The sequence below is a fragment of the [Clostridium] scindens ATCC 35704 genome, assembly GCF_004295125.1.
GTDB classification, from domain to species: domain Bacteria; phylum Bacillota; class Clostridia; order Lachnospirales; family Lachnospiraceae; genus Clostridium_AP; species Clostridium_AP scindens.
Genome location: NZ_CP036170.1, coordinates 2,984,762 through 3,003,404, shown reverse-complemented (window position 1 = coordinate 3,003,404; position 18,643 = coordinate 2,984,762). Strand labels below are relative to the sequence as shown.

20 protein-coding genes are annotated in these 18,643 nt (G+C 49.3%); all 20 read left to right on the top strand.

Annotated features, from left to right (window positions below; genetic code table 11):
• Positions 1-9 precede the first annotated feature (9 nt).
• Positions 10-789 (top strand): SDR family NAD(P)-dependent oxidoreductase, encoded by a 780-nt coding sequence (locus tag HDCHBGLK_RS15480; protein ID WP_004606014.1) that lies wholly within the window; start codon positions 10-12, stop codon positions 787-789.
• 27 nt (positions 790-816) lie between these two features.
• Positions 817-1,395 carry a hypothetical protein gene (locus HDCHBGLK_RS15475; RefSeq protein ID WP_004606015.1) on the top strand — a complete coding sequence of 193 codons (579 nt, stop codon included), beginning with the start codon at positions 817-819 and terminating at the stop codon, positions 1,393-1,395.
• Positions 1,396-1,419: 24 nt separating this feature from the next.
• Entirely contained in the window at positions 1,420-2,421 is a 1,002-nt protein-coding gene (locus HDCHBGLK_RS15470; RefSeq protein ID WP_004606016.1) for an RluA family pseudouridine synthase, read from the top strand.
• Entirely contained in the window at positions 2,379-2,927 is a 549-nt protein-coding gene (locus tag HDCHBGLK_RS15465; RefSeq protein WP_009248505.1) for a Holliday junction resolvase RecU, read from the top strand. Before HDCHBGLK_RS15470 ends, HDCHBGLK_RS15465 begins: the two co-directional genes overlap by 43 nt.
• A 78-nt stretch (positions 2,928-3,005) precedes the next feature.
• On the top strand, positions 3,006-4,259 hold the full coding sequence (gene hisZ, locus HDCHBGLK_RS15460; RefSeq protein WP_004606018.1) for an ATP phosphoribosyltransferase regulatory subunit: 1,254 nt from the start codon (positions 3,006-3,008) through the stop codon (positions 4,257-4,259).
• 7 nt (positions 4,260-4,266) lie between these two features.
• Complete coding sequence (gene hisG / locus HDCHBGLK_RS15455; protein WP_004606019.1) at positions 4,267-4,908, top strand: ATP phosphoribosyltransferase; 642 nt, start codon at positions 4,267-4,269, stop codon at positions 4,906-4,908.
• An 18-nt stretch (positions 4,909-4,926) separates the two neighbouring features.
• Positions 4,927-6,216, top strand: coding sequence for a histidinol dehydrogenase (gene hisD, locus HDCHBGLK_RS15450; protein WP_004606020.1), 1,290 nt, complete (start codon positions 4,927-4,929; stop codon positions 6,214-6,216).
• Positions 6,217-6,251: 35 nt separating this feature from the next.
• A complete protein-coding gene (gene hisB, locus HDCHBGLK_RS15445; RefSeq protein ID WP_004606021.1) occupies positions 6,252-6,839 on the top strand; it encodes an imidazoleglycerol-phosphate dehydratase HisB in 588 nt (195 codons plus the stop codon).
• Between the two features lie 17 nt (positions 6,840-6,856).
• A complete protein-coding gene (gene hisIE / locus HDCHBGLK_RS15440; protein ID WP_082210533.1) occupies positions 6,857-8,140 on the top strand; it encodes a bifunctional phosphoribosyl-AMP cyclohydrolase/phosphoribosyl-ATP diphosphatase HisIE in 1,284 nt (427 codons plus the stop codon).
• 80 nt (positions 8,141-8,220) lie between these two features.
• Entirely contained in the window at positions 8,221-8,523 is a 303-nt protein-coding gene (locus tag HDCHBGLK_RS15435) for a hypothetical protein (RefSeq protein WP_004606023.1), read from the top strand.
• A gap of 116 nt (positions 8,524-8,639) precedes the next feature.
• Positions 8,640-9,488 carry a dTDP-4-dehydrorhamnose reductase gene (gene rfbD, locus HDCHBGLK_RS15430; protein WP_004606024.1) on the top strand — a complete coding sequence of 283 codons (849 nt, stop codon included), beginning with the start codon at positions 8,640-8,642 and terminating at the stop codon, positions 9,486-9,488.
• A 1-nt stretch (position 9,489) separates the two neighbouring features.
• A complete protein-coding gene (locus HDCHBGLK_RS15425; protein WP_004606025.1) occupies positions 9,490-10,770 on the top strand; it encodes a dicarboxylate/amino acid:cation symporter in 1,281 nt (426 codons plus the stop codon).
• Positions 10,771-10,908: 138 nt separating this feature from the next.
• Positions 10,909-12,774, top strand: coding sequence for a TIGR03960 family B12-binding radical SAM protein (locus HDCHBGLK_RS15420; protein ID WP_004606026.1), 1,866 nt, complete (start codon positions 10,909-10,911; stop codon positions 12,772-12,774).
• Entirely contained in the window at positions 12,758-13,486 is a 729-nt protein-coding gene (locus HDCHBGLK_RS15415; protein WP_004606027.1) for a TIGR03936 family radical SAM-associated protein, read from the top strand. The genes HDCHBGLK_RS15420 and HDCHBGLK_RS15415 overlap by 17 nt, the downstream gene beginning before the upstream one ends.
• Positions 13,486-14,376 (top strand): SPL family radical SAM protein, encoded by an 891-nt coding sequence (locus tag HDCHBGLK_RS15410; RefSeq protein ID WP_334290408.1) that lies wholly within the window; start codon positions 13,486-13,488, stop codon positions 14,374-14,376. Before HDCHBGLK_RS15415 ends, HDCHBGLK_RS15410 begins: the two co-directional genes overlap by 1 nt.
• 37 nt (positions 14,377-14,413) lie before the next feature.
• Entirely contained in the window at positions 14,414-14,899 is a 486-nt protein-coding gene (gene ybaK, locus HDCHBGLK_RS15405) for a Cys-tRNA(Pro) deacylase (RefSeq protein WP_009248510.1), read from the top strand.
• Between the two features lie 186 nt (positions 14,900-15,085).
• Positions 15,086-16,420 (top strand): aspartate kinase, encoded by a 1,335-nt coding sequence (locus tag HDCHBGLK_RS15400; protein ID WP_004606030.1) that lies wholly within the window; start codon positions 15,086-15,088, stop codon positions 16,418-16,420.
• A gap of 19 nt (positions 16,421-16,439) precedes the next feature.
• On the top strand, positions 16,440-16,853 hold the full coding sequence (locus tag HDCHBGLK_RS15395; protein ID WP_004606031.1) for a CBS domain-containing protein: 414 nt from the start codon (positions 16,440-16,442) through the stop codon (positions 16,851-16,853).
• A 2-nt stretch (positions 16,854-16,855) separates the two neighbouring features.
• The gene (locus tag HDCHBGLK_RS15390; RefSeq protein ID WP_004606032.1) at positions 16,856-17,644 is read left to right on the top strand and encodes an amidohydrolase family protein; all 789 of its coding nucleotides are present in this window, start codon (positions 16,856-16,858) and stop codon (positions 17,642-17,644) included.
• A gap of 15 nt (positions 17,645-17,659) precedes the next feature.
• Positions 17,660-18,544 (top strand): DMT family transporter, encoded by an 885-nt coding sequence (locus HDCHBGLK_RS15385; RefSeq protein ID WP_130574622.1) that lies wholly within the window; start codon positions 17,660-17,662, stop codon positions 18,542-18,544.
• Positions 18,545-18,643 lie beyond the last annotated feature (99 nt).

Here is an 18,643-nt window from a genome sequence, read left to right as displayed (position 1 = left end):
GGAGATGGTATGATGAGAATAGCGGTCATAACCGGGGCATCTTCAGGAATCGGCAGAGAATTTGCCCGGCAGATTCCCAGGCTGTATCATAGCCTGGATGAACTGTGGGTAGTAGCGCGCAGGACCGACAGGCTGAAAGAACTGGTGAAGGAATCGGAGGTTCCCGTCCGGATCTTTGATGGTGATATGATGCGGGATTACATCTTCTCGCGGATAGAAAAGGAACTGGAAAGATATAGCGCGGATATCCGGATGCTGGTAAATGCAGCAGGTTATGGAAAGATCGGAGCAGCGGAGGAATTGGAGATGGAAGAGCAGTGCGGCATGATCGATTTAAACTGCAGATCCCTGACCAAGCTGACACTCTTATGCTTGCCATATATGACAAAAGGAAGTAGAATAATTAATATTGCGTCCGCGGCAGCATTCGCCCCGCAGCCGGGATTTGCCGTGTATGCGGCTACAAAATCCTATGTATACAGTTTTTCACAGGCGATACGGGAAGAAACGAAAGGCCGGGGCATTGTAGTCACGGCAGTCTGCCCGGGCCCCGTGGACACGGAATTCTTTGATCGGGCAGGAGAACTTAAGAATTTCTGGAAGGCGACCGTCAGGGCGGATGCCCCGGGCGTAGTCAGACAGGCGTTAAGGGATTCTGTCAGGAGAAAGCCGGTATCTGTGTATGGCGCCGCCATGAAAGGAGCCAGGGTGCTGGCAAAGATCGTGCCGGATGCGCAGATTGCATCCGCTATGGCGTGGATGAGCAAAGGAAGCCGCGAATCAGGATAAAATGGGAAATAAGGGAGAGTGTACAAAATGATGAAGATTGAGAAAGGACAGCCGGGATATGTGAAGGCCCGCAAGGTCAAGTATCTGATCTGGACCATTGCAGAATTTGGGGTAGTGATTGCTATATTCGTGCTGGGATACATGCAGACGGGAACACGGATGAACCTATTTACGATCGTGGCAATCGTAGGCTGCCTTCCGGCGGCCAAGATGCTGGTGGAATTGATCACGATGGCGCCTCACAAAAGCATTGTGCCGGATAAGTACAAGGAGATTGAGGAAAAGGCGCCTCTGGTTACCAGAGTCTATGATATGGTGATCACCAGCAGAGATAAAGTCATGCCAGTGGACGCGATCGTAATATCCGGCCATGTGGTATGCGGATATGCCAGCAGCCCCAGGACAGACGAGACCCTTCTTGCGAAGCATATAAAGGATATGCTGAAAGCCAGCCACTATGACAAGATGACGGTAAAGATCTTCCACGATTACGTCGCCTTCTTGTCCAGGGCCGAAGGGATGAACAATATTGCCTCGATTGAAAAGGCGGATACCAGGAAAAAAGAAAGAGAGATCAGAAATATCATTCTGAATCTTTCAATGTAACGAGTGTTTCCAAAAAGGACTACTATGAAAGAAATAATAATTAGCCAGAATGAAGCAGGCCAGAGGCTGGATAAGTTCTTAAAAAAATATCTCGCCAAGGCCCCGGGAAGTTTCTTATATAAGATGCTGCGCAAGAAGAATATCGTGCTCAACGGCAAGAAGGCAACAGGAAATGAGAAGTTAGGCGTGGGGGACAGCGTGAAACTGTTTCTGGCGGATGACACGATTGGGAAGTTTGCCGGCCTGGCGCCTATAAAAGAAGAGTACCAGGTATCCGTGAATCTGGATATCATTCATGAGGATGCTAATGTCCTATTCATCAATAAGCCTGCGGGGATGCTGTCCCAGAAGGCCGCAAAGGACGATGTGTCCATGGTGGAGCATGTGATCGCCTATCTGCTTGCAGAAGGGAGCATCACGCAGGAGGAATTGCGGACATTCCGCCCGTCCATCTGCAACCGCCTGGACCGGAATACCAGCGGCCTGATCGTGGCAGGAAAGACCCTGATAGGGCTGCAGGCCATGGCAAGACTTTTCAAGGACAGGACCCTGAAAAAATACTATCTTTGCTTTGTAAAGGGCGGGATCCGTAGGCGGGAGCATATCTACGGCTATCTAGCCAAAAATGAAAAGACCAATAAGGTTACGATAAGGGAGGCAGGGGATACGCCGATCGAGACGGAATATGTTCCAATTGCATATAACCAGGAGATGACCCTGCTAAAGGTGCATCTAATCACCGGGCGTACCCATCAGATCCGGGCGCACCTTGCTTCCAAGGGACATCCCCTTCTGGGGGACTATAAATACGGCGATGCAGGATGGAACCGGCAGTTTCAGGAACGCTATCAGGTAAGAGCCCAGCAGCTGCATGCATATCAGATGAAACTCCCCTGGATGGAGGCGCCTTTGGATGAAATATCCGGGATGACTTTTACAGCCAAGGTTCCGCCTCTATTCTGGAGACTGATAAAGGAGACAACATGGGAACATGGAATTCAAGAGGCCTTAGAGGTTCAACATTAGAAGAGATGGTCAACCGGACCAACGAATGGTATCTGGAAAAAGGGCTTGCCCTGATGCAGAAGATACCAACGCCCATCACTCCGGTAAAGATGGACAAGGAGCACAGGCAGATTACGCTGGCCTACTTTGACCAGAGGAGCACCATCGACTATATTGGCGCCATCCAGGGGATACCGGCGTGCTTTGATGCCAAGGAATGCGTGGCAGAGACATTTCCGCTTCAGAATATTCATGAGCATCAGGTGACATTCATGGCGGAATTCGAGAAGCAGGGAGGAATCGCCTTTATCCTGATCTACTATATATCCAGGAATATTCTGTACTATATGCGATTTGAGGAACTTTACAGATTCTGGATGCGGGCCAAAGAAGGCGGCAGAAAAAGTTTCCGGTTCGACGAACTGGATTCCAGATTCTTCCTGGAGTTTATGAGGGGCTGCTACGTCCCCTATCTGGATGCTATGAATCTGGATCTGGAGTTGCGGGAGGAACTTGACAAAGAGTAGGAAAATGCTTATAATTCAATAGGGTTTTTAACATGGTAGCACACTAAAGTGCGGAGGATATATGAATTTGGAGGATATATGAAGAAATTATTACATACTCCGGAAGGAGTCAGAGATATATATAATGTAGAATGTGGGAAAAAACTAGCATTGGAAGGACGTATCAAAAAGGTATTCCACTTATATGGGTATCATGATATCCAGACGCCTACGTTTGAATATTTTGATGTGTTCCGCAAAGAGATTGGGACCGTTCCTTCCAACGAACTGTATAAATTTTTCGATAAAGACGGAAATACGCTGGCCCTCAGGCCGGATATCACCCCGTCCATAGCCCGCGCGGCGGCCACGCTGTTCCAGGATGAGGAACTGCCCATCAGGCTTTGCTATACCGGCAGCACCTTTGTCAACCATTCCAACTATCAGGGACGTCTGCGGGAGACCACCCAGATGGGCGCGGAACTGATGGGAGATGACTCCGTGGAGGCGGATGCGGAGATGCTGGCGCTGGTGATCGAGTCCATGCTAACCATCGGCCTTAAGGAATTCCAGCTAAGCGTAGGCAATGTAGACTTCTTTCAGAGTCTGATAGAGGATGCCTGCCTGGATGAGGAGGCGGAATTGCGTGTGCGGGAATTGATCAATAACCGGAATTATTTTGGCGTGGAAGAGTTCCTTAACAGCATTCAGGTAAAGAGAAGTTCCAAGGAAGCGTTTTCGGCCTTGAATGAATTGGTGGGCGGGATCGACATCCTGGCGCAGGCGAAGAATATCGCGCCGAATTCCAAGGGCGTGATGGCAGTAAAAAGGCTGGAAAAGATCTATGACACCTTGAAACTCTATGGCGTGGAGAAATTCGTGACCTTTGACTTAAGCATGAGCGGAACTTACGGATACTATACCGGCATCATCTTCCGGGGCTATACCTTTGGCACCGGGGATGCCATCGTTAAGGGAGGCCGCTATGATCATCTGCTGGAGAAGTTCGGCAAAGAATTCGCGTCCATCGGCTTTGTCATCGTGATTGATGAGCTGATGAACGCCCTGATCCGTCAGAAGGTCCGCATCGTTTATACCAGGAAGAATACGCTGATCCTCTATGATGAGGGAAAGCAGCGGGAAGCTATTGCCCTTGCCAAAGATTTCCGCCGGAAGGCTAAGAATACGGAATTGATCAAGAAATCCAAAGGCAAGCTGCTGGAGGAGTATGTAGAATATGGAAAAGAATACTATGCCGGGAACCTGATTTATATTAAGAAATCTGGCGAGATCACCATGATTAATCTGGTCACCGGAGAGCATAAGATCGTGAATAGCACAGATAGGAGTTAGACCAAATATGAGATACTTGACATTTGCTTTGGGAAAAGGACGTCTGGCGAACCAGACGCTGGAATTGTTTGAAAAAATCGGAATTACCTGCGAGGAGATGAAGGATAAGGAGTCCCGGAAGCTGATCTTCACCAATGAGGAGTTGAAGCTTCGCTTCTTCCTCGCAAAGGGGCCGGATGTGCCTACTTATGTCGAATACGGCGCTGCCGATATCGGCGTGGTAGGAAAGGACACGATTCTGGAAGAGGGACGCAAGGTTCATGAAGTCCTGGATCTGGGATATGGGAAATGCAAGATGTGCGTCTGCGGGCATAAGGAGGCAGCGCCGCTTCTGCAGCATCATGAATTGATCCGGGTAGCCACCAAATATCCGAATATTGCTAAGGATTATTTCTACAATACCAAGCATCAGACCGTGGAGATCATCAAGCTGAACGGCTCCATCGAGCTGGCGCCTATCGTGGGGCTGTCGGAAGTAATCGTGGATATTGTGGAGACAGGCTCCACGTTGAAGGAAAACGGTCTGGAGGTACTGGAAGAAGTGTGCCCGCTATCTGCAAGGATGATCGTTAATCCGGTGAGCATGCGTATGGAGAGCGAGAGGATCAAATCCCTTCTTACCAGATTGCGCGCGCAGATCGCGATATAAAGAAAGGAAGAGGCTATCATGAGAATACAACGTTTAGATGCGGATACAAGACAAAATCTTCTGGAAGACCTGCTGAAGAGAAGCCCCAACAATTATGGTGAGTACGAGAAAGGGGTGGCAGAGATTCTTGCGCGCGTGAAAAGAGAAAAGGACGAGGCTGTCTTTGACTATACGCGTAAGTTTGACCAGGCAGTCATCAGCGCCGCGAATATCGAGGTAACGGAAGATGAGATAAAGGAAGCCTATGAACTGGCTGACCCGGCACTGGTGGAGATTATCCGAAAGGCCCTCAAGAATATAGAGGCTTACCATGAGAAGCAGAGGCAGTACAGCTGGTTTGACAGCAAGCCGGACGGGACCATGCTGGGACAGAAGGTAACGCCGCTTAAGCGGGTAGGCGTATACGTGCCGGGCGGAAAGGCAGTATACCCATCCTCCGTGCTGATGAACATCATGCCTGCGAAAGTGGCAGGCGTAGAAGAGATTATTATGGTGACGCCGCCGGATAAGGACGGGAAAGTCACCCCGAATACCCTGGTCGCCGCCCATGAGGCAGGCGCTACTGCCATCTATAAGGTGGGCGGAGCCCAGGCAATTGGCGCGCTGGCGTATGGAACCCAGAGCATTCCGAAGGTGGACAAGATCGTAGGCCCGGGCAATATCTATGTGGCTCTGGCGAAAAAAGCCGTGTATGGCCACGTAAGCATTGACGCCATTGCAGGCCCAAGCGAGATCCTGGTGATCGCGGATGAATCTGCCAATCCCAGATATGTGGCGGCGGATCTTCTGTCGCAGGCAGAGCACGATGAACTGGCTTCCGCGATCCTGGTAACCACAAGCGAGGAACTGGCAGGACAGGTATCGGACCAGGTTGACGCATTCTTAAAAGAACTGCCAAGAAGCGGGATTATCAGCAAGTCTCTTGACAATTACGGCTACATATTGATCGCGGATTCCATGGAGGACGCCATTGAGACCGCAAACGAGATCGCGTCCGAGCACCTGGAGATACAGACGAAGGATCCTTATGACGTGATGACAAAGATCCGCAATGCAGGCGCTATCTTTATCGGCGAATATTCCAGCGAGCCGCTGGGAGACTATTTTGCCGGACCAAACCATGTACTGCCCACCAATGGCACGGCTAAGTTCTTCTCGCCGCTGTCGGTGGACGACTTTATCAAGAAATCAAGCATCATTTCATACTCCAGAAACGCGCTGGAGGCAATCCATGAGGATATCGAGGACTTTGCGAAGGCGGAGCAGCTGACTGCTCACGCTAATTCCATCAAAGTCCGCTTTGAATAGACGGATGTAAAATACGAAGACAGGGGGCTAGAAGCATGAATCGAACAGCCAGTTGTACAAGAACCACGAAAGAGACGGATATTGATCTTACGCTGAATCTGGATGGCACGGGAAAGACGCAGATCGACACAGGAGTTGGATTTTTTGATCACATGCTGGATGGATTTGCCAGGCATGGATTATTCGATCTGACGGTGAAGGTCATAGGAGACCTGGACGTGGACTGCCATCATACGATAGAAGATACGGGAATCGTCCTGGGACAGGCAATCCTTGAGGCCATCGGCGATAAAGCCGGAATCCGGCGCTATGGGCATTTCATGCTGCCGATGGATGAGACGCTTGCCTTATGCGCCGTGGATCTCTCAGGAAGGCCCTATCTCAGATTCCAATCTGAGTTTACAGCAGAGCGTATCGGCGATATGGATACGGAGATGATCAAAGAATTCTTCTATGCAGTGTCTTACAGCGCGATGATGAACATCCATCTTCGCATTCTGGATGGGGAGAACAGCCATCACATGGCAGAGACGCTGTTTAAGAGTTTTGGAAAAGCACTGGACATGGCAACGCTACCTGAGCCAAGAATTCAGGAAGCATGGACTACAAAAGGGAGCCTATAGAGGAGGCGGCATAAATGATGAGTTATAAAAGATTGATTCCCTGCATATTTATTGCAGGCGGCAAAGCGGTAAAATGGTTCGACGACGATACGGTTATGTCAGATGACGTCATCGGGCTTGCAAAATATTACAGCGACCATGGGGCTGACGAACTGCTGGTCTTTGACCTGTCTGATTCGGACGAGGAGCATGACGAGGCGATAGACTTGATGAAGCGGATGAACCGCATGATACGGATTCCCATGGTTGCAGGCGGAAACATCAGGAGGCAGGAGGATATTAAGAAGATTCTGTATGCAGGTGCCAAGCGCGCCATGCTGAATTTCTCCAAGTCGGACAGCGTGAAGTTGATCGAGGATGCCGCGAAGCGCTTCGGAAAGGAGAAAGTGGCGGTGTCCTTGAATGACTTTGACGCGCTGTTCAAGCATCAGCACCTGATTAATGACTATAGCAGCGAGATTATATTCATGCATCGTCTGGATCTCAACTCTGTTATGAATGTGACAGAGGTGCCCTGCGTAATCGTGACCGACACCATGGAGGAGCCGGAACTGTACAAGATATTGAAGTGTCCGGGAGTCAAAGGCCTGTCTGGAAAGTTCGTCAGCCAGACGGATATGGATTTCGTGGAATTCAAGGAAAAATGCGGCCAGGAGGAGATTAAGATGACTTCTTTTGAAAGCATGATGGAATTCTCCCAGTTCAAGACGAATGAGCAGGGGCTGATCCCGGTGGTCGTACAGCACTATAAGACTCAGGAAGTCCTGATGCTGGCATATATGAACGAGGAGGCTTTCTATAAGACCATTAAGACGGGGAAGATGACCTACTATAGCCGCAGCAGGCAGCAACTGTGGACCAAGGGGGAGACCAGCGGACATTTCCAGTATGTCAAATCCCTGACTATCGACTGCGACTACGACACCTTGCTTGCAAAAGTGGACCAGATCGGGGCGGCTTGTCATACGGGCAATCCTACCTGCTTCTTCCAGCCTCTGGTAGGCAACGATTATGACGAGACCAATCCCCTCCAAGTATTTGAAGCGGTGTACGACACGATCGTAGACCGGAGGGAGAACCCAAAAGAGGGCTCCTATACCAACTACCTGTTTGATAAGGGAATCGACAAGATATTGAAGAAGGTGGGAGAAGAAGCCACTGAGGTAGTGATCGCTGCCAAGAACCCGAATCCGGAAGAGGTAAAATACGAGATGGCCGATTTCCTGTACCACGCTATGGTACTAATGGTTGAAAAAGGCATCAGCTGGGAAGATATCATAAAAGAACTGGCGGACCGCTAGAAACAGGAATGAACAGGCATGGGTCATGCATATACTTTCTTAGGCTATGATTGTTTCATAAGTAAGAAAGGAAGATCAGCATGAATGATTCTGAAAAACGAAGACGCCAGCTTCTGGAGGAGACCCGTTCCTTATACAGCGACAGAAATTCGCCGCCGGCAGTCCATCCAAGGTACAAGTTCGCCTACGCAAGGCTGTACGGGAGTGAGGATGAGATGGCGCCAGGCACGTTTGGTCTGCGCCTGTTCCTGTGCTTTATGCTTTTTGCGGCATTTGTAGCCATGGATAATAATGGGATTACCGTAAAAAGCGTAAGCAGCGACCGCATCGTCCAGGAGATCACGACGGATCTGGATGTGGCGGAAGTATGGAAGAACCTATAGATTTCAACATTTGTTGACACAGGAAAAAGAAATTGATATAATAGTCTCCGTGAGAGAAGAAAAAAGCGTTGATTTACTCTAATCAACGCTTTTATTATGCTAAGGAGGGTGTTAGAATGATCAAAATTTGGATAGTAGGTTCCTCCGGACAGATAGGAACTGCAATTAATGAAGTCCTGGATCCGTTAGAAGTGGAAGTCTTCAACACGGATAAGGACGAACTGGATATAACAGAAACGGACGAGGTGCTGAATTTTGGCGAGATCAACCGTCCGGATGTTATTATTAACTGCGCGGCGGTCACGGACACGGATGTATGCGAGAGGGAGCCGGAACTGGCTTTCCGCGTCAATGCGCTGGGCGCGCGCAACTTAAGCATCGTGGCGCGCAAAGTAGGGGCCAAGATGGTCCAGTTGTCTACCGATGACGTGTTTGACGGGCTGAGCAAGACTCCCTACAGCGAGTTTGACGATACCAATCCAAAGACCGTGTACGGCCGCTCTAAAAGAGCCGGGGAAAACTATGTAAAGGAGTTTACCCATAAGCATTTCATCATCAGGAGCAACTGGGTCTATGGACGAGGGAATAATTTCGTGACGAAAGTACTTGATGCGGCGGATGAGGGAAGAACGCTTGCAGTGGCATCCGACCAGTTTGGCTCTCCGACCAGCGCCAAGGATCTGGCAAGGATTATCCTGTATCTGATCCCTACCAATGAGTATGGTACCTACCACGCCACTTGCAAGGGCGTGTGCAGCCGCTATGAATTCGCCCAGGAAATCCTGAGATTTTCCGGCCGGGAAGGCAGCCTTAAGGCGGTGCCGACCAGCGAGTCGGATCTTTCTTCCGAAAGGCCTGCCTACGCGGTGCTTGACAACTTCATCCTGCGGATCATCGATGTGTACGAGATGCCGGAATGGAAGCGGTCATTGGAAGAGTATATGAAGGAAAGAGAGGAGGACTAGGATGGGAAAGACAGAAAAAGCAAAGAAGATTGGACTTACGACAAAGATTTTCATCGCCCTAATCGCGGGTGCGATATTCGGGATTATCCTATGCTATCTGGTACCTTCCGGGCATGTCAGAGATGATATCATTGTAGAAGGAATCCTATATGTAATTGGACAAGGGTTCATCCGGCTGATGAAGATGCTGGTGGTGCCGCTGGTATTCTGTTCTCTGGTGTGTGGAAGCATGGCCATCGGGGATACGAAGAAACTTGGCACGGTAGGGGTGAGGACGCTGATCTTCTATCTTTTTACAACAGCCCTCGCCATCACCGTAGCGCTGACAGTAGGAAATATTATCGATCCAGGCATTGGGCTTGATATGAGCGCGATCAAGACGAACGCTGCCGATGTGGCGCAGATGGAGGCCACATCGCTTACCGATACCCTGCTGAACATCATCCCGGACAATCCGGTCAACTCTCTGGCCAGCGGCAGCATGCTGCAGATCATCGTTTTCGCGCTGATCATCGGCGTGATATTGGCCAAACTGGGCGATCGGGCTGAGACGGTCAGCAACTTTTTCGGACAGTTCAATGATATCATGATGGAGATGACCATGATGGTCATGAGTCTGGCTCCGGTTGGCGTATTCTGCCTGATTTCCAGGACATTTGCCAATATCGGCTTTAGCGCGTTCCTGCCACTGGGGAAGTATATGATCGGGGTGCTGCTGGCTCTGGCGATCCAATGCCTTGTCGTATATCTGGGACTGCTTAAAGTATTCACGGGACTTAATCCGATCAAATTCATTAAGAATTTCTTCCCGGTGATGGCATTTGCGTTTTCCACAGCCACGTCCAATGCCACCATCCCGCTGTCTATCGATACGCTGGCGAAGAAGATGGGCGTATCCAAGAAGATCTCATCTTTCACCATCCCGCTTGGCGCGACCATCAACATGGACGGTACTGCCATCATGCAGGGCGTAGCGGTGGTGTTCGCAGCCCAGGCATTCGGAATTCATCTGACGATGACGGACTATATTACGGTCATCGGAACCGCAACGCTGGCATCCATCGGAACCGCAGGCGTTCCCAGCGTAGGGCTTGTAACCCTGACTATGGTATTCAATTCCGTAGGCCTTCCGGTGGAGGCGATCGGGCTGATCATGGGCATTGACCGTATCCTGGATATGACCAGGACGGCGGTCAATATTACCGGTGATGCCGTGTGCACGACGATCGTGGCGCATCAGAACAAGGCAATAGACAGAAGCATATTTGAAAATGCTCAGTAAAGCTGCAAACTGTCAAAGGAGAGCCTTCCGCGTGGGGCTCTCCTTTCCTTACATTGAAAATTATTTGCTTGAAGTTCTACCATAGGATGATATAATAAAAGCGTTATGTAACATGCATAAAGTATAAAGGATGAAAACATGAGAAGATTAGCATTAAGTGATGAAATATTATTAAAAATCGAAAAGCCGGCCCGCTACATCGGCAATGAAGTAAACTCGACATATAAGGATAAGACGAAAGTGGACGTCCGGTTTGCCATGTGTTTTCCGGACGTCTATGAAATTGGCATGTCCCATCTGGGAATCCAGATATTGTATGATATGTTTAACCGGCGGGATGATGTATGGTGCGAGCGGGTCTATTCTCCGTGGACGGATCTGGACGCGATAATGAGGGAGCAGAAGATTCCTCTTTTTGCGCTGGAATCTCAAGATCCTATCAAGGATTTTGATTTTCTGGGCATTACGATCCAGTATGAGATGTGCTATACGAACATTCTGCAGATCCTGGACTTAAGCCAGATTCCCTGGAAGGCCTCGGACCGGGATGAGTCAGACCCGATCGTCATCGGAGGCGGTCCATGCACTTATAACCCGGAACCGCTGGCCGAATTTTTTGACCTGTTCTATATAGGAGAAGGGGAGACGGTTTATGAACAGCTTCTGGATGCTTATAAAGAGAACAAGAAAAATGGTGGTACCAGAAAGGACTACTTAGAAAAAGCGGCTGAAATCGAAGGAATCTATGTTCCGTCCTTCTATGACGTGGCGTATAAGGAGGATGGGACGATTGCTTCCTTTACTCCGAATAATTCCCATGCCTCAGCCACGATTCAGAAACAGATGGTAACGGATGTGACCAATACCTATTATCCCAAAGCCCCGGTGGTTCCATTTATCAAGGCGACGCAGGATCGGGTCGTACTGGAAATCCAGCGGGGATGCATCCGCGGCTGTCGTTTCTGCCAGGCAGGCATGCTGTACCGCCCAACCCGGGAGAGGGACGTAGAGGTGCTGAAGGAATATGCCTACGAGATGCTGAAGAATACAGGCCACGAGGAGATATCCTTAAGTTCCTTGAGTTCCAGTGATTACAGCCAGTTAAAGGAGTTGGTCACCTATCTGATTGAAGCGTTTAAGGAGGAAGGAATCAATATTTCCCTGCCGTCCCTTCGGATCGATGCCTTTTCTCTGGATGTCATGAGCAAGGTTCAGGATGTCCGCAAAAGCAGCCTGACATTTGCGCCGGAGGCAGGCTCCCAGCGTCTGCGGGACGTGATCAACAAGGGGCTGACAGAAGAGGTGATACTGGAAGGGGCCGGACAGGCCTTTGAAGGAGGATGGAATAAGGTAAAGCTTTATTTTATGCTCGGCCTGCCTACGGAGACCGAAGAAGATATGAAAGAGATTCCGAGGCTGGCGGATAAGATCGCCCGGAGATATTACGAGATCCCCAAGGAGGAAAGAAATGGAAAATGCCAGATCACCACAAGCACCTCCTTTTTTATCCCCAAGCCGTTTACTCCATTCCAGTGGGCAAGGATGTACAGCAATAAAGAGTATATTGCCAGAGCCGCCATCGTAAAGCACGAGTTCCAGGAGCAGCTCAACCGCAAGAGTTTGAAATATAATTGGCATGACGCGGAGACTACGGTACTGGAAGGGGTCCTGGCCCGCGGCGACCGGAAGATCGGGCAGGTCATTGAGGAGGCCTACCGCCAGGGATGCCTGTATGATGCCTGGAGCGAGACGTTTTGTTATGATAAGTGGATGAAAGCCTTTGAGAACACGGGCATTGATATTGAGTTTTATAACTGCCGGCAGAGAGACGCGGCGGAAATATTCCCCTGGGACTTTATTGACATCGGGGTTACCAAGGCCTTCCTTCGCAAAGAATGGGAGCGCGCGCTGGCAGGAGAGGTGACGCCCAACTGCAGGATGCAGTGTTCCGGGTGCGGAGCCGCAAAGTATAAAGGAGGTGTCTGCATTGAAAGCAAGAATTAAATTTCGGAAATACGGAGTCATGAAATTTATCGGACACCTGGATATGATGCGTTTTTTCCAGAAGGCAATGCGAAGGGCCCAGATTCCCATCGCCCTCAGCGGAGGGTACAGCCCTCATATGATTATGTCCTTTGCCCAGCCCCTGGGCGTTGGACTTACCAGCGACGGCGAATATATGGATGTGGAATTAAAAGCTCCGATCGCCTCTGCCGAGGCAGTAGAACGGCTGAATAAGGCCATGGTGGAAGGCGTGGAGGTCGTAAGCTTCCGGGAGATTCCGGATGAGAAGAAGGCAAGCGGCATGACGATCGTTGCCGCCGCCGATTATAAGGTGACGCTGCTTGCGTCTTCCAGGACGTCCGAGGTAACAGAAGACATCCCGGAATGCTGGATCGAAAAGACGGAAGCATTCATGGGCCTTCCTGAGATCGTGGTGATGAAGAAGACAAAACGCAGCGAGAAAGAAGTGGATATCAAGCCGATGATCTATAATATGGAGGCATGCAAGGATGGATGGCATCTGTTCCTTGCGACTGGAAGCGAGCAGAACTTAAAGCCGGATCTGGCGATGGACGCATTTCTGAAGTATTGTGGAGAAGAGCCTCAGAATGTGCCGCTTCATTTCCATCGCCTGGAGGTATATGCCAGAGAGGATGGAACTTCTTCCAACTACGTATCCTTAGAATCGTTGGGAAAGGAAATAAGCCTGTGATCGAATATATTCCTGCCAAGACCATCGTGATGAGGATGAAAAAGCCCGGGGAATGGTTTGGCGCTGATTATAATATGAATATCTATAAGGGCTGCTGCCATGGCTGCATCTACTGCGACAGCCGCTCCGAGTGCTATGGAATCCAGGAATTTGACAAGGTCATGGCTAAGAAGGACGCGCTTCGGATCATCCGGGACGATCTGCGCCGCAAGGTAAAGAGAGGAGTCGTGGCCACGGGAGCCATGAGTGATCCTTACAATCCCTACGAAAAGGAACTGCTTCTTACCCGGCATGCCTTGGAACTGTGCGATGCGTTTGAATTTGGCATTGCCATCGCCACGAAGAGCAGCCTGCTGACGCGGGATATAGACGTTCTATCAGATATCAAGGCGCATTCCCCGGTGCTGTGCAAGGTGACCATAACCACCAGCGACGATGAACTTGCTGCCAAGATCGAGCCTGGCGTAGGCCCATCCTCGGAACGCTTCCGGATGATCCGGAGACTGTCGGATGCCGGAATCTATGCAGGGATACTGCTGATGCCGGTACTTCCTTATCTGGAGGATTCCCCGGAGAATATCCGTCAGATTGTCCAAATGGCGGCGGATGCCGGAGCCAGGTTTATCTACCCGGCTTTCGGAGTGACGCTTCGGGGCAACCAACGGGACTGGTATTACGGCAAGCTGAATGAACTATTCCCGGGACAGGGATATGTGGAGAAGTATCAGAAAAGATATGGCTCTTATTATGAATGCAGAAGCCCGAAGGCCAAGAGTTTGTGGAACGTCCTGAAAGAAGAATGCGAGAAGCATCATATTCTTTACCAGATGAAAGATATCATCCACAGCTACAGGCACCCTTATGCATATGAGCAGTTAAGCTTATTCTAACATTGCGCGGCATGCACATGCGACAGGAGGAATGATTATGAGCAAGAAGGAAGTAAAGACCAATGCCATGCGCATCTTGGACCGGCTGAAGATTTCCTATGAGTATACGACTTACGAATGCGATGAATTTACGGACGGAGTCCAGGTGGCGGACAAGCTGGGCTATCCCCATGAACTGGTTTACAAGACACTGGTAACCATTGGAAAGAGTGGCGGATACTATGTATTTGTCATTCCCATAGAGGCGGAGATAGACTTTAAGAAGGCAGCCAGAACGGTGAAGGAAAAATCCCTGGAGATGCTGCATCTTAAGGATCTGACAAAAGTGACGGGTTACATCAGAGGGGGATGCACGGCAATCGGGATGAAGAAGCAGTTTCCTACCGTAATTCAGGAAAGCGCAAAGGAACTGGAACAGATTCATATCAGCGGAGGGCGGCTTGGCATGCAGCTGAAATTATCGCCATTTGACTTGCAAAAGGCAGCAAATGCCGAATTCGCCGATGTGATACGGAGGGATTGAACCGGTGCAGATGCCGTGTTCTATGATGACCGCCCTGAAAATGTAGGAACCGCACAGAGGCTTGGGATTAAGGGAATTGTATTTCATAAAGATATTTCATTGCAGATGATGGAAAAATGATGTAATATAATAGAAGTCATTTATAGAAGCCATAGGATTAAGCAGTTTGGAGGAATACAAGAAGAGATGAAGATAGTTGTAAAGTTTGGTGGAAGTTCATTAGCAAGTGCAGAGCAGTTTAAGAAAGTTGGCAAGATTATTAAGAAGGATGAGGCAAGAAAATACGTGATTCCTTCTGCACCCGGAAAACGGACGCCGGACGATACAAAGGTTACGGATCTGCTATACAGCTGCTATGGGCAGGCGATCCTGGAAGAGGACGAATGCGAGGAGAATTTTGAAAGCCTGCTTGCTGCAATAAAGAAACGGTATGAAGAGATTATAAGCGGCCTGGGGCTTACGCTTAGCCTGGATGATGAGTTCCGGACGATCCGTGAGAACTTCAGCAAGAAGATTGGAAGAGACTATGCCGCATCCAGGGGAGAATACTTAAATGGCATAATTATGGCAGCCTATCTGGGTTACGAATTTATCGATGCCGCAGAAGTCATCCTGTTTGACGCCGCCGGCAATTTTGACGCGGAGAAGACAGACAAGTTATTGTCCAAAAGGCTGGCGAAGACGGAGCGGGCCGTTATACCAGGATTCTACGGTTCCATGCCAGGAGGAAAGATCAAGACATTTTCCAGAGGGGGTTCCGACATTACGGGATCCATTGTCTCCAAAGCCGTGCATGCCGACCTGTACGAGAACTGGACGGATGTGTCAGGGTTCCTGATCGCGGATCCAAGGATCGTAAGAAAGCCCAAATCCATCGACGTCATTACATACAGGGAATTAAGGGAATTATCCTACATGGGCGCGACGGTGCTGCATGAAGATGCCATCTTCCCGGTACGCAAAGAAGGAATTCCGATTAATATCCGCAATACCAATTCACCGGAGGATAAAGGAACCTTGATCGTGGAGGGAACTTGCAGAAAGCCTCGGTTTGTTATTACGGGAATTGCCGGTAAGAAGGATTTTGCGTCCATTACGGTGGAAAAAGCCATGATGAACTCAGAGGTGGGATTCTGTAAAAAGGTGCTGGAAGTCTTTGATGGAAATGACATTTCCATCGAGCATATGCCATCCGGGATCGATACGATGACGATCTTCGTCCATCAGGATGAGTTCGAGGAGAAAGAACAGAAGGTAATCGCCGGAATCCACAGGGCTGTGGAGCCGGATTTCCTGGAACTGGAATCAGACCTTGCTCTGATTGCCGTGGTGGGAAGAGGAATGCGCGCGACCCGGGGAACGTCTGGAAGGATCTTTTCCGCTTTGGCGCATGCCAACGTCAATGTCAAGATGATTGACCAGGGCTCCAGCGAGCTTAATATCATTATCGGAGTAAGGAACCATGATTTTGAAACCGCAGTCAATGCAATCTACGATATATTCGTAAATACAATGATATAAAGTCTTGGGGAGGTCTAAAATGAATATTTTATTTTTCTTGAAGCCGAAAAGCGAGCTGGCATACATCTATGATTACCATACGCTGCGCCAGGCTTTGGAGATTATGGAATACCACAAGTATTCTTCGGTGCCGATCTTGAATCGGGAGGGGAAATACGTTGGCTCGATTACAGAAGGCGATGTTCTGTGGTCATTGAAGAAACTGAATATTCTGAGCATAAAAGATGCGGAGGATATCAGCATTATGAAGATTGAACGCCGGATGGACTATCAATGCGTAACAGCTGAATCGAATATGGAGGATCTGATTGGAAAGGCGATGGAACAGAATTTTGTTCCGGTGGTTGATGATCAGGAACACTTTATCGGTATTATTACGCGGCGCGATATCATCGGCTATTACTCTGATAAAATGAAGGAATGTGACAAATAATTATGATAATAGATTTTCATACACATATGTTTCCGGATAAAATTGCAAAAGGGACCTTGGATTTTCTGGAGGGGATCTGCAAAGTTACCCCATATACAAACGGCACATACGAAGGGCTGAAGGCGTCCGGCGAAAGGGCGGGAGTTGATATCTCTGTGGCGTTGCCGGCAGTAACAAAGGTATCCCAGATACCTTCCATCAACAGGTTTGCCTCTGGCTATCTTGAGGGCCCGGTGATTTCTTTTGGCGGTATCCATCCGAAAAGCGAAAACTACAAACAAGAATTGCAGGAGATTAAGAGCCTTGGAATGAAAGGCATCAAGCTGCATCCGGACTATCAGGAAATGTATTTCAATGATATCCGTTACAAGAGGCTGGTGTCCTACGCCTCAGAACTAGGGCTGATCACTGTCGTGCATGCCGGACGGGATCCAAAGTGCCCGGAAGACGTCCACTGCACGCCTAAGATGGCGCTGGAATTAATCCGCGAGGTAGAGCCCGAGAATATGGTGCTTGCGCATCTGGGGGGCAATGAGATGTGGGATGACGTGGAAGAGTATCTGGTAGGTCAAGACGTCTACTTTGATACAGGCGTGGTACTTGGCAAGATACCGGATGAGCAGTTCGTCCGAATCGTACGGGCCCATGGCGCTGACAAGATCTTATTTGCCACCGACTCCCCATGGGCAGGGCAGAAAGAGTTCATAGAACTTCTGTCCTGCATGCCTCTTACGGAGGAAGAAAAGGATCAGATATTTTACAAAAATGCCTGCAGTTTATTAGCGATATAGCGAAAGGGAATGCCTATGAAGAAAATAGCCCCGTTATTCGTATTGATGGCCTCCGTCTTATGGGGTTCGATGGGAATTGTTACCAGATATGTGGCAGACATTGGATTTACTACGAGACAGACAGCAGCAGTCCGCATTTGCTCGGCTGCTGCTGTTTTGATATTGTTTCTTCTGATTACCGACCATCGGAAACTGAAGATTGAGAAGCAGGATTTGAAATGGTTCTTAGGAACAGGGCTGGGAAGCCTGTTCATCAATAACCTGGCTTATGCGGAGACGGTCCAGAGGGCGTCCCTGTCTGTGGCAGTGGTCCTTCTTTATACGGCTCCGTTCTTTGTCATGATCATGTCGATTCTGTTTTTCAAGGAAAAACTGACGCTTCAGAAAGTTGTGGCGCTTCTATTGTCTTTTGCCGGATGCGTGCTGGTGGTGGGACTGTCCGGAGCCAATGCAGGAAGCAATGGGGCGGTTACGCTGCTGATCGGCCTTTGTGCCGGATTCGGCTATTCCCTATACAGCATCTTCGGCAAAGTGCTGGTAGGAAAATACGATTCTCTTACCGTAACCGTATATACGTTCATCTTTTCCTCCATCGGAACGCTGATCATCTGCCAGCCGGCATCCATGGCGCAGCGCATCGTGGAAAATTCTTCCAAGATGCCTCTGGTTATCATCGGAAGCGTAGTGACGCTGGCGCTTCCCTATGTCAGCTATTCCATAGGGCTTAAGTATATGGAGAGCAGCAAGGCCTCCATCATCTCTTCTTTCGAAGTGGTGGCAGCCAGTTTGTTTGGCGTGGCGCTGTATCATGAGACGCTGGATGCGTACAATATGATAGGCATCATCTGCGTGGTGTCGGCCTTGATACTTTTGCAGGTAAATTTTCACAAGAATACTTGATTTTTACCAATTCCTGTGATATCATATACCAGTATGCCGCACAATGAGGTATTAAAGTTCCCACAGGGACACCGTAATTGGCGAGTAATGATAATAGGA

Coding starts and splice junctions, on each gene's coding strand:
- HDCHBGLK_RS15480 (WP_004606014.1), top strand. CDS start 10: ATGATGAGAATAGCGGTCATAACCGGGGCATCTTCAGGAATCGGCAGA.
- HDCHBGLK_RS15470 (WP_004606016.1), top strand. CDS start 1,420: ATGAAAGAAATAATAATTAGCCAGAATGAAGCAGGCCAGAGGCTGGAT.
- hisIE (WP_082210533.1), top strand. CDS start 6,857: ATGAGTTATAAAAGATTGATTCCCTGCATATTTATTGCAGGCGGCAAA.
- HDCHBGLK_RS15475 (WP_004606015.1), top strand. CDS start 817: ATGATGAAGATTGAGAAAGGACAGCCGGGATATGTGAAGGCCCGCAAG.
- hisG (WP_004606019.1), top strand. CDS start 4,267: ATGAGATACTTGACATTTGCTTTGGGAAAAGGACGTCTGGCGAACCAG.
- rfbD (WP_004606024.1), top strand. CDS start 8,640: ATGATCAAAATTTGGATAGTAGGTTCCTCCGGACAGATAGGAACTGCA.
- ybaK (WP_009248510.1), top strand. CDS start 14,414: ATGAGCAAGAAGGAAGTAAAGACCAATGCCATGCGCATCTTGGACCGG.
- HDCHBGLK_RS15390 (WP_004606032.1), top strand. CDS start 16,856: ATGATAATAGATTTTCATACACATATGTTTCCGGATAAAATTGCAAAA.
- hisD (WP_004606020.1), top strand. CDS start 4,927: ATGAGAATACAACGTTTAGATGCGGATACAAGACAAAATCTTCTGGAA.
- HDCHBGLK_RS15420 (WP_004606026.1), top strand. CDS start 10,909: ATGAGAAGATTAGCATTAAGTGATGAAATATTATTAAAAATCGAAAAG.
- HDCHBGLK_RS15395 (WP_004606031.1), top strand. CDS start 16,440: ATGAATATTTTATTTTTCTTGAAGCCGAAAAGCGAGCTGGCATACATC.
- hisZ (WP_004606018.1), top strand. CDS start 3,006: ATGAAGAAATTATTACATACTCCGGAAGGAGTCAGAGATATATATAAT.
- hisB (WP_004606021.1), top strand. CDS start 6,252: ATGAATCGAACAGCCAGTTGTACAAGAACCACGAAAGAGACGGATATT.
- HDCHBGLK_RS15425 (WP_004606025.1), top strand. CDS start 9,490: ATGGGAAAGACAGAAAAAGCAAAGAAGATTGGACTTACGACAAAGATT.
- HDCHBGLK_RS15400 (WP_004606030.1), top strand. CDS start 15,086: ATGAAGATAGTTGTAAAGTTTGGTGGAAGTTCATTAGCAAGTGCAGAG.
- HDCHBGLK_RS15465 (WP_009248505.1), top strand. CDS start 2,379: ATGGGAACATGGAATTCAAGAGGCCTTAGAGGTTCAACATTAGAAGAG.
- HDCHBGLK_RS15435 (WP_004606023.1), top strand. CDS start 8,221: ATGAATGATTCTGAAAAACGAAGACGCCAGCTTCTGGAGGAGACCCGT.
- HDCHBGLK_RS15385 (WP_130574622.1), top strand. CDS start 17,660: ATGAAGAAAATAGCCCCGTTATTCGTATTGATGGCCTCCGTCTTATGG.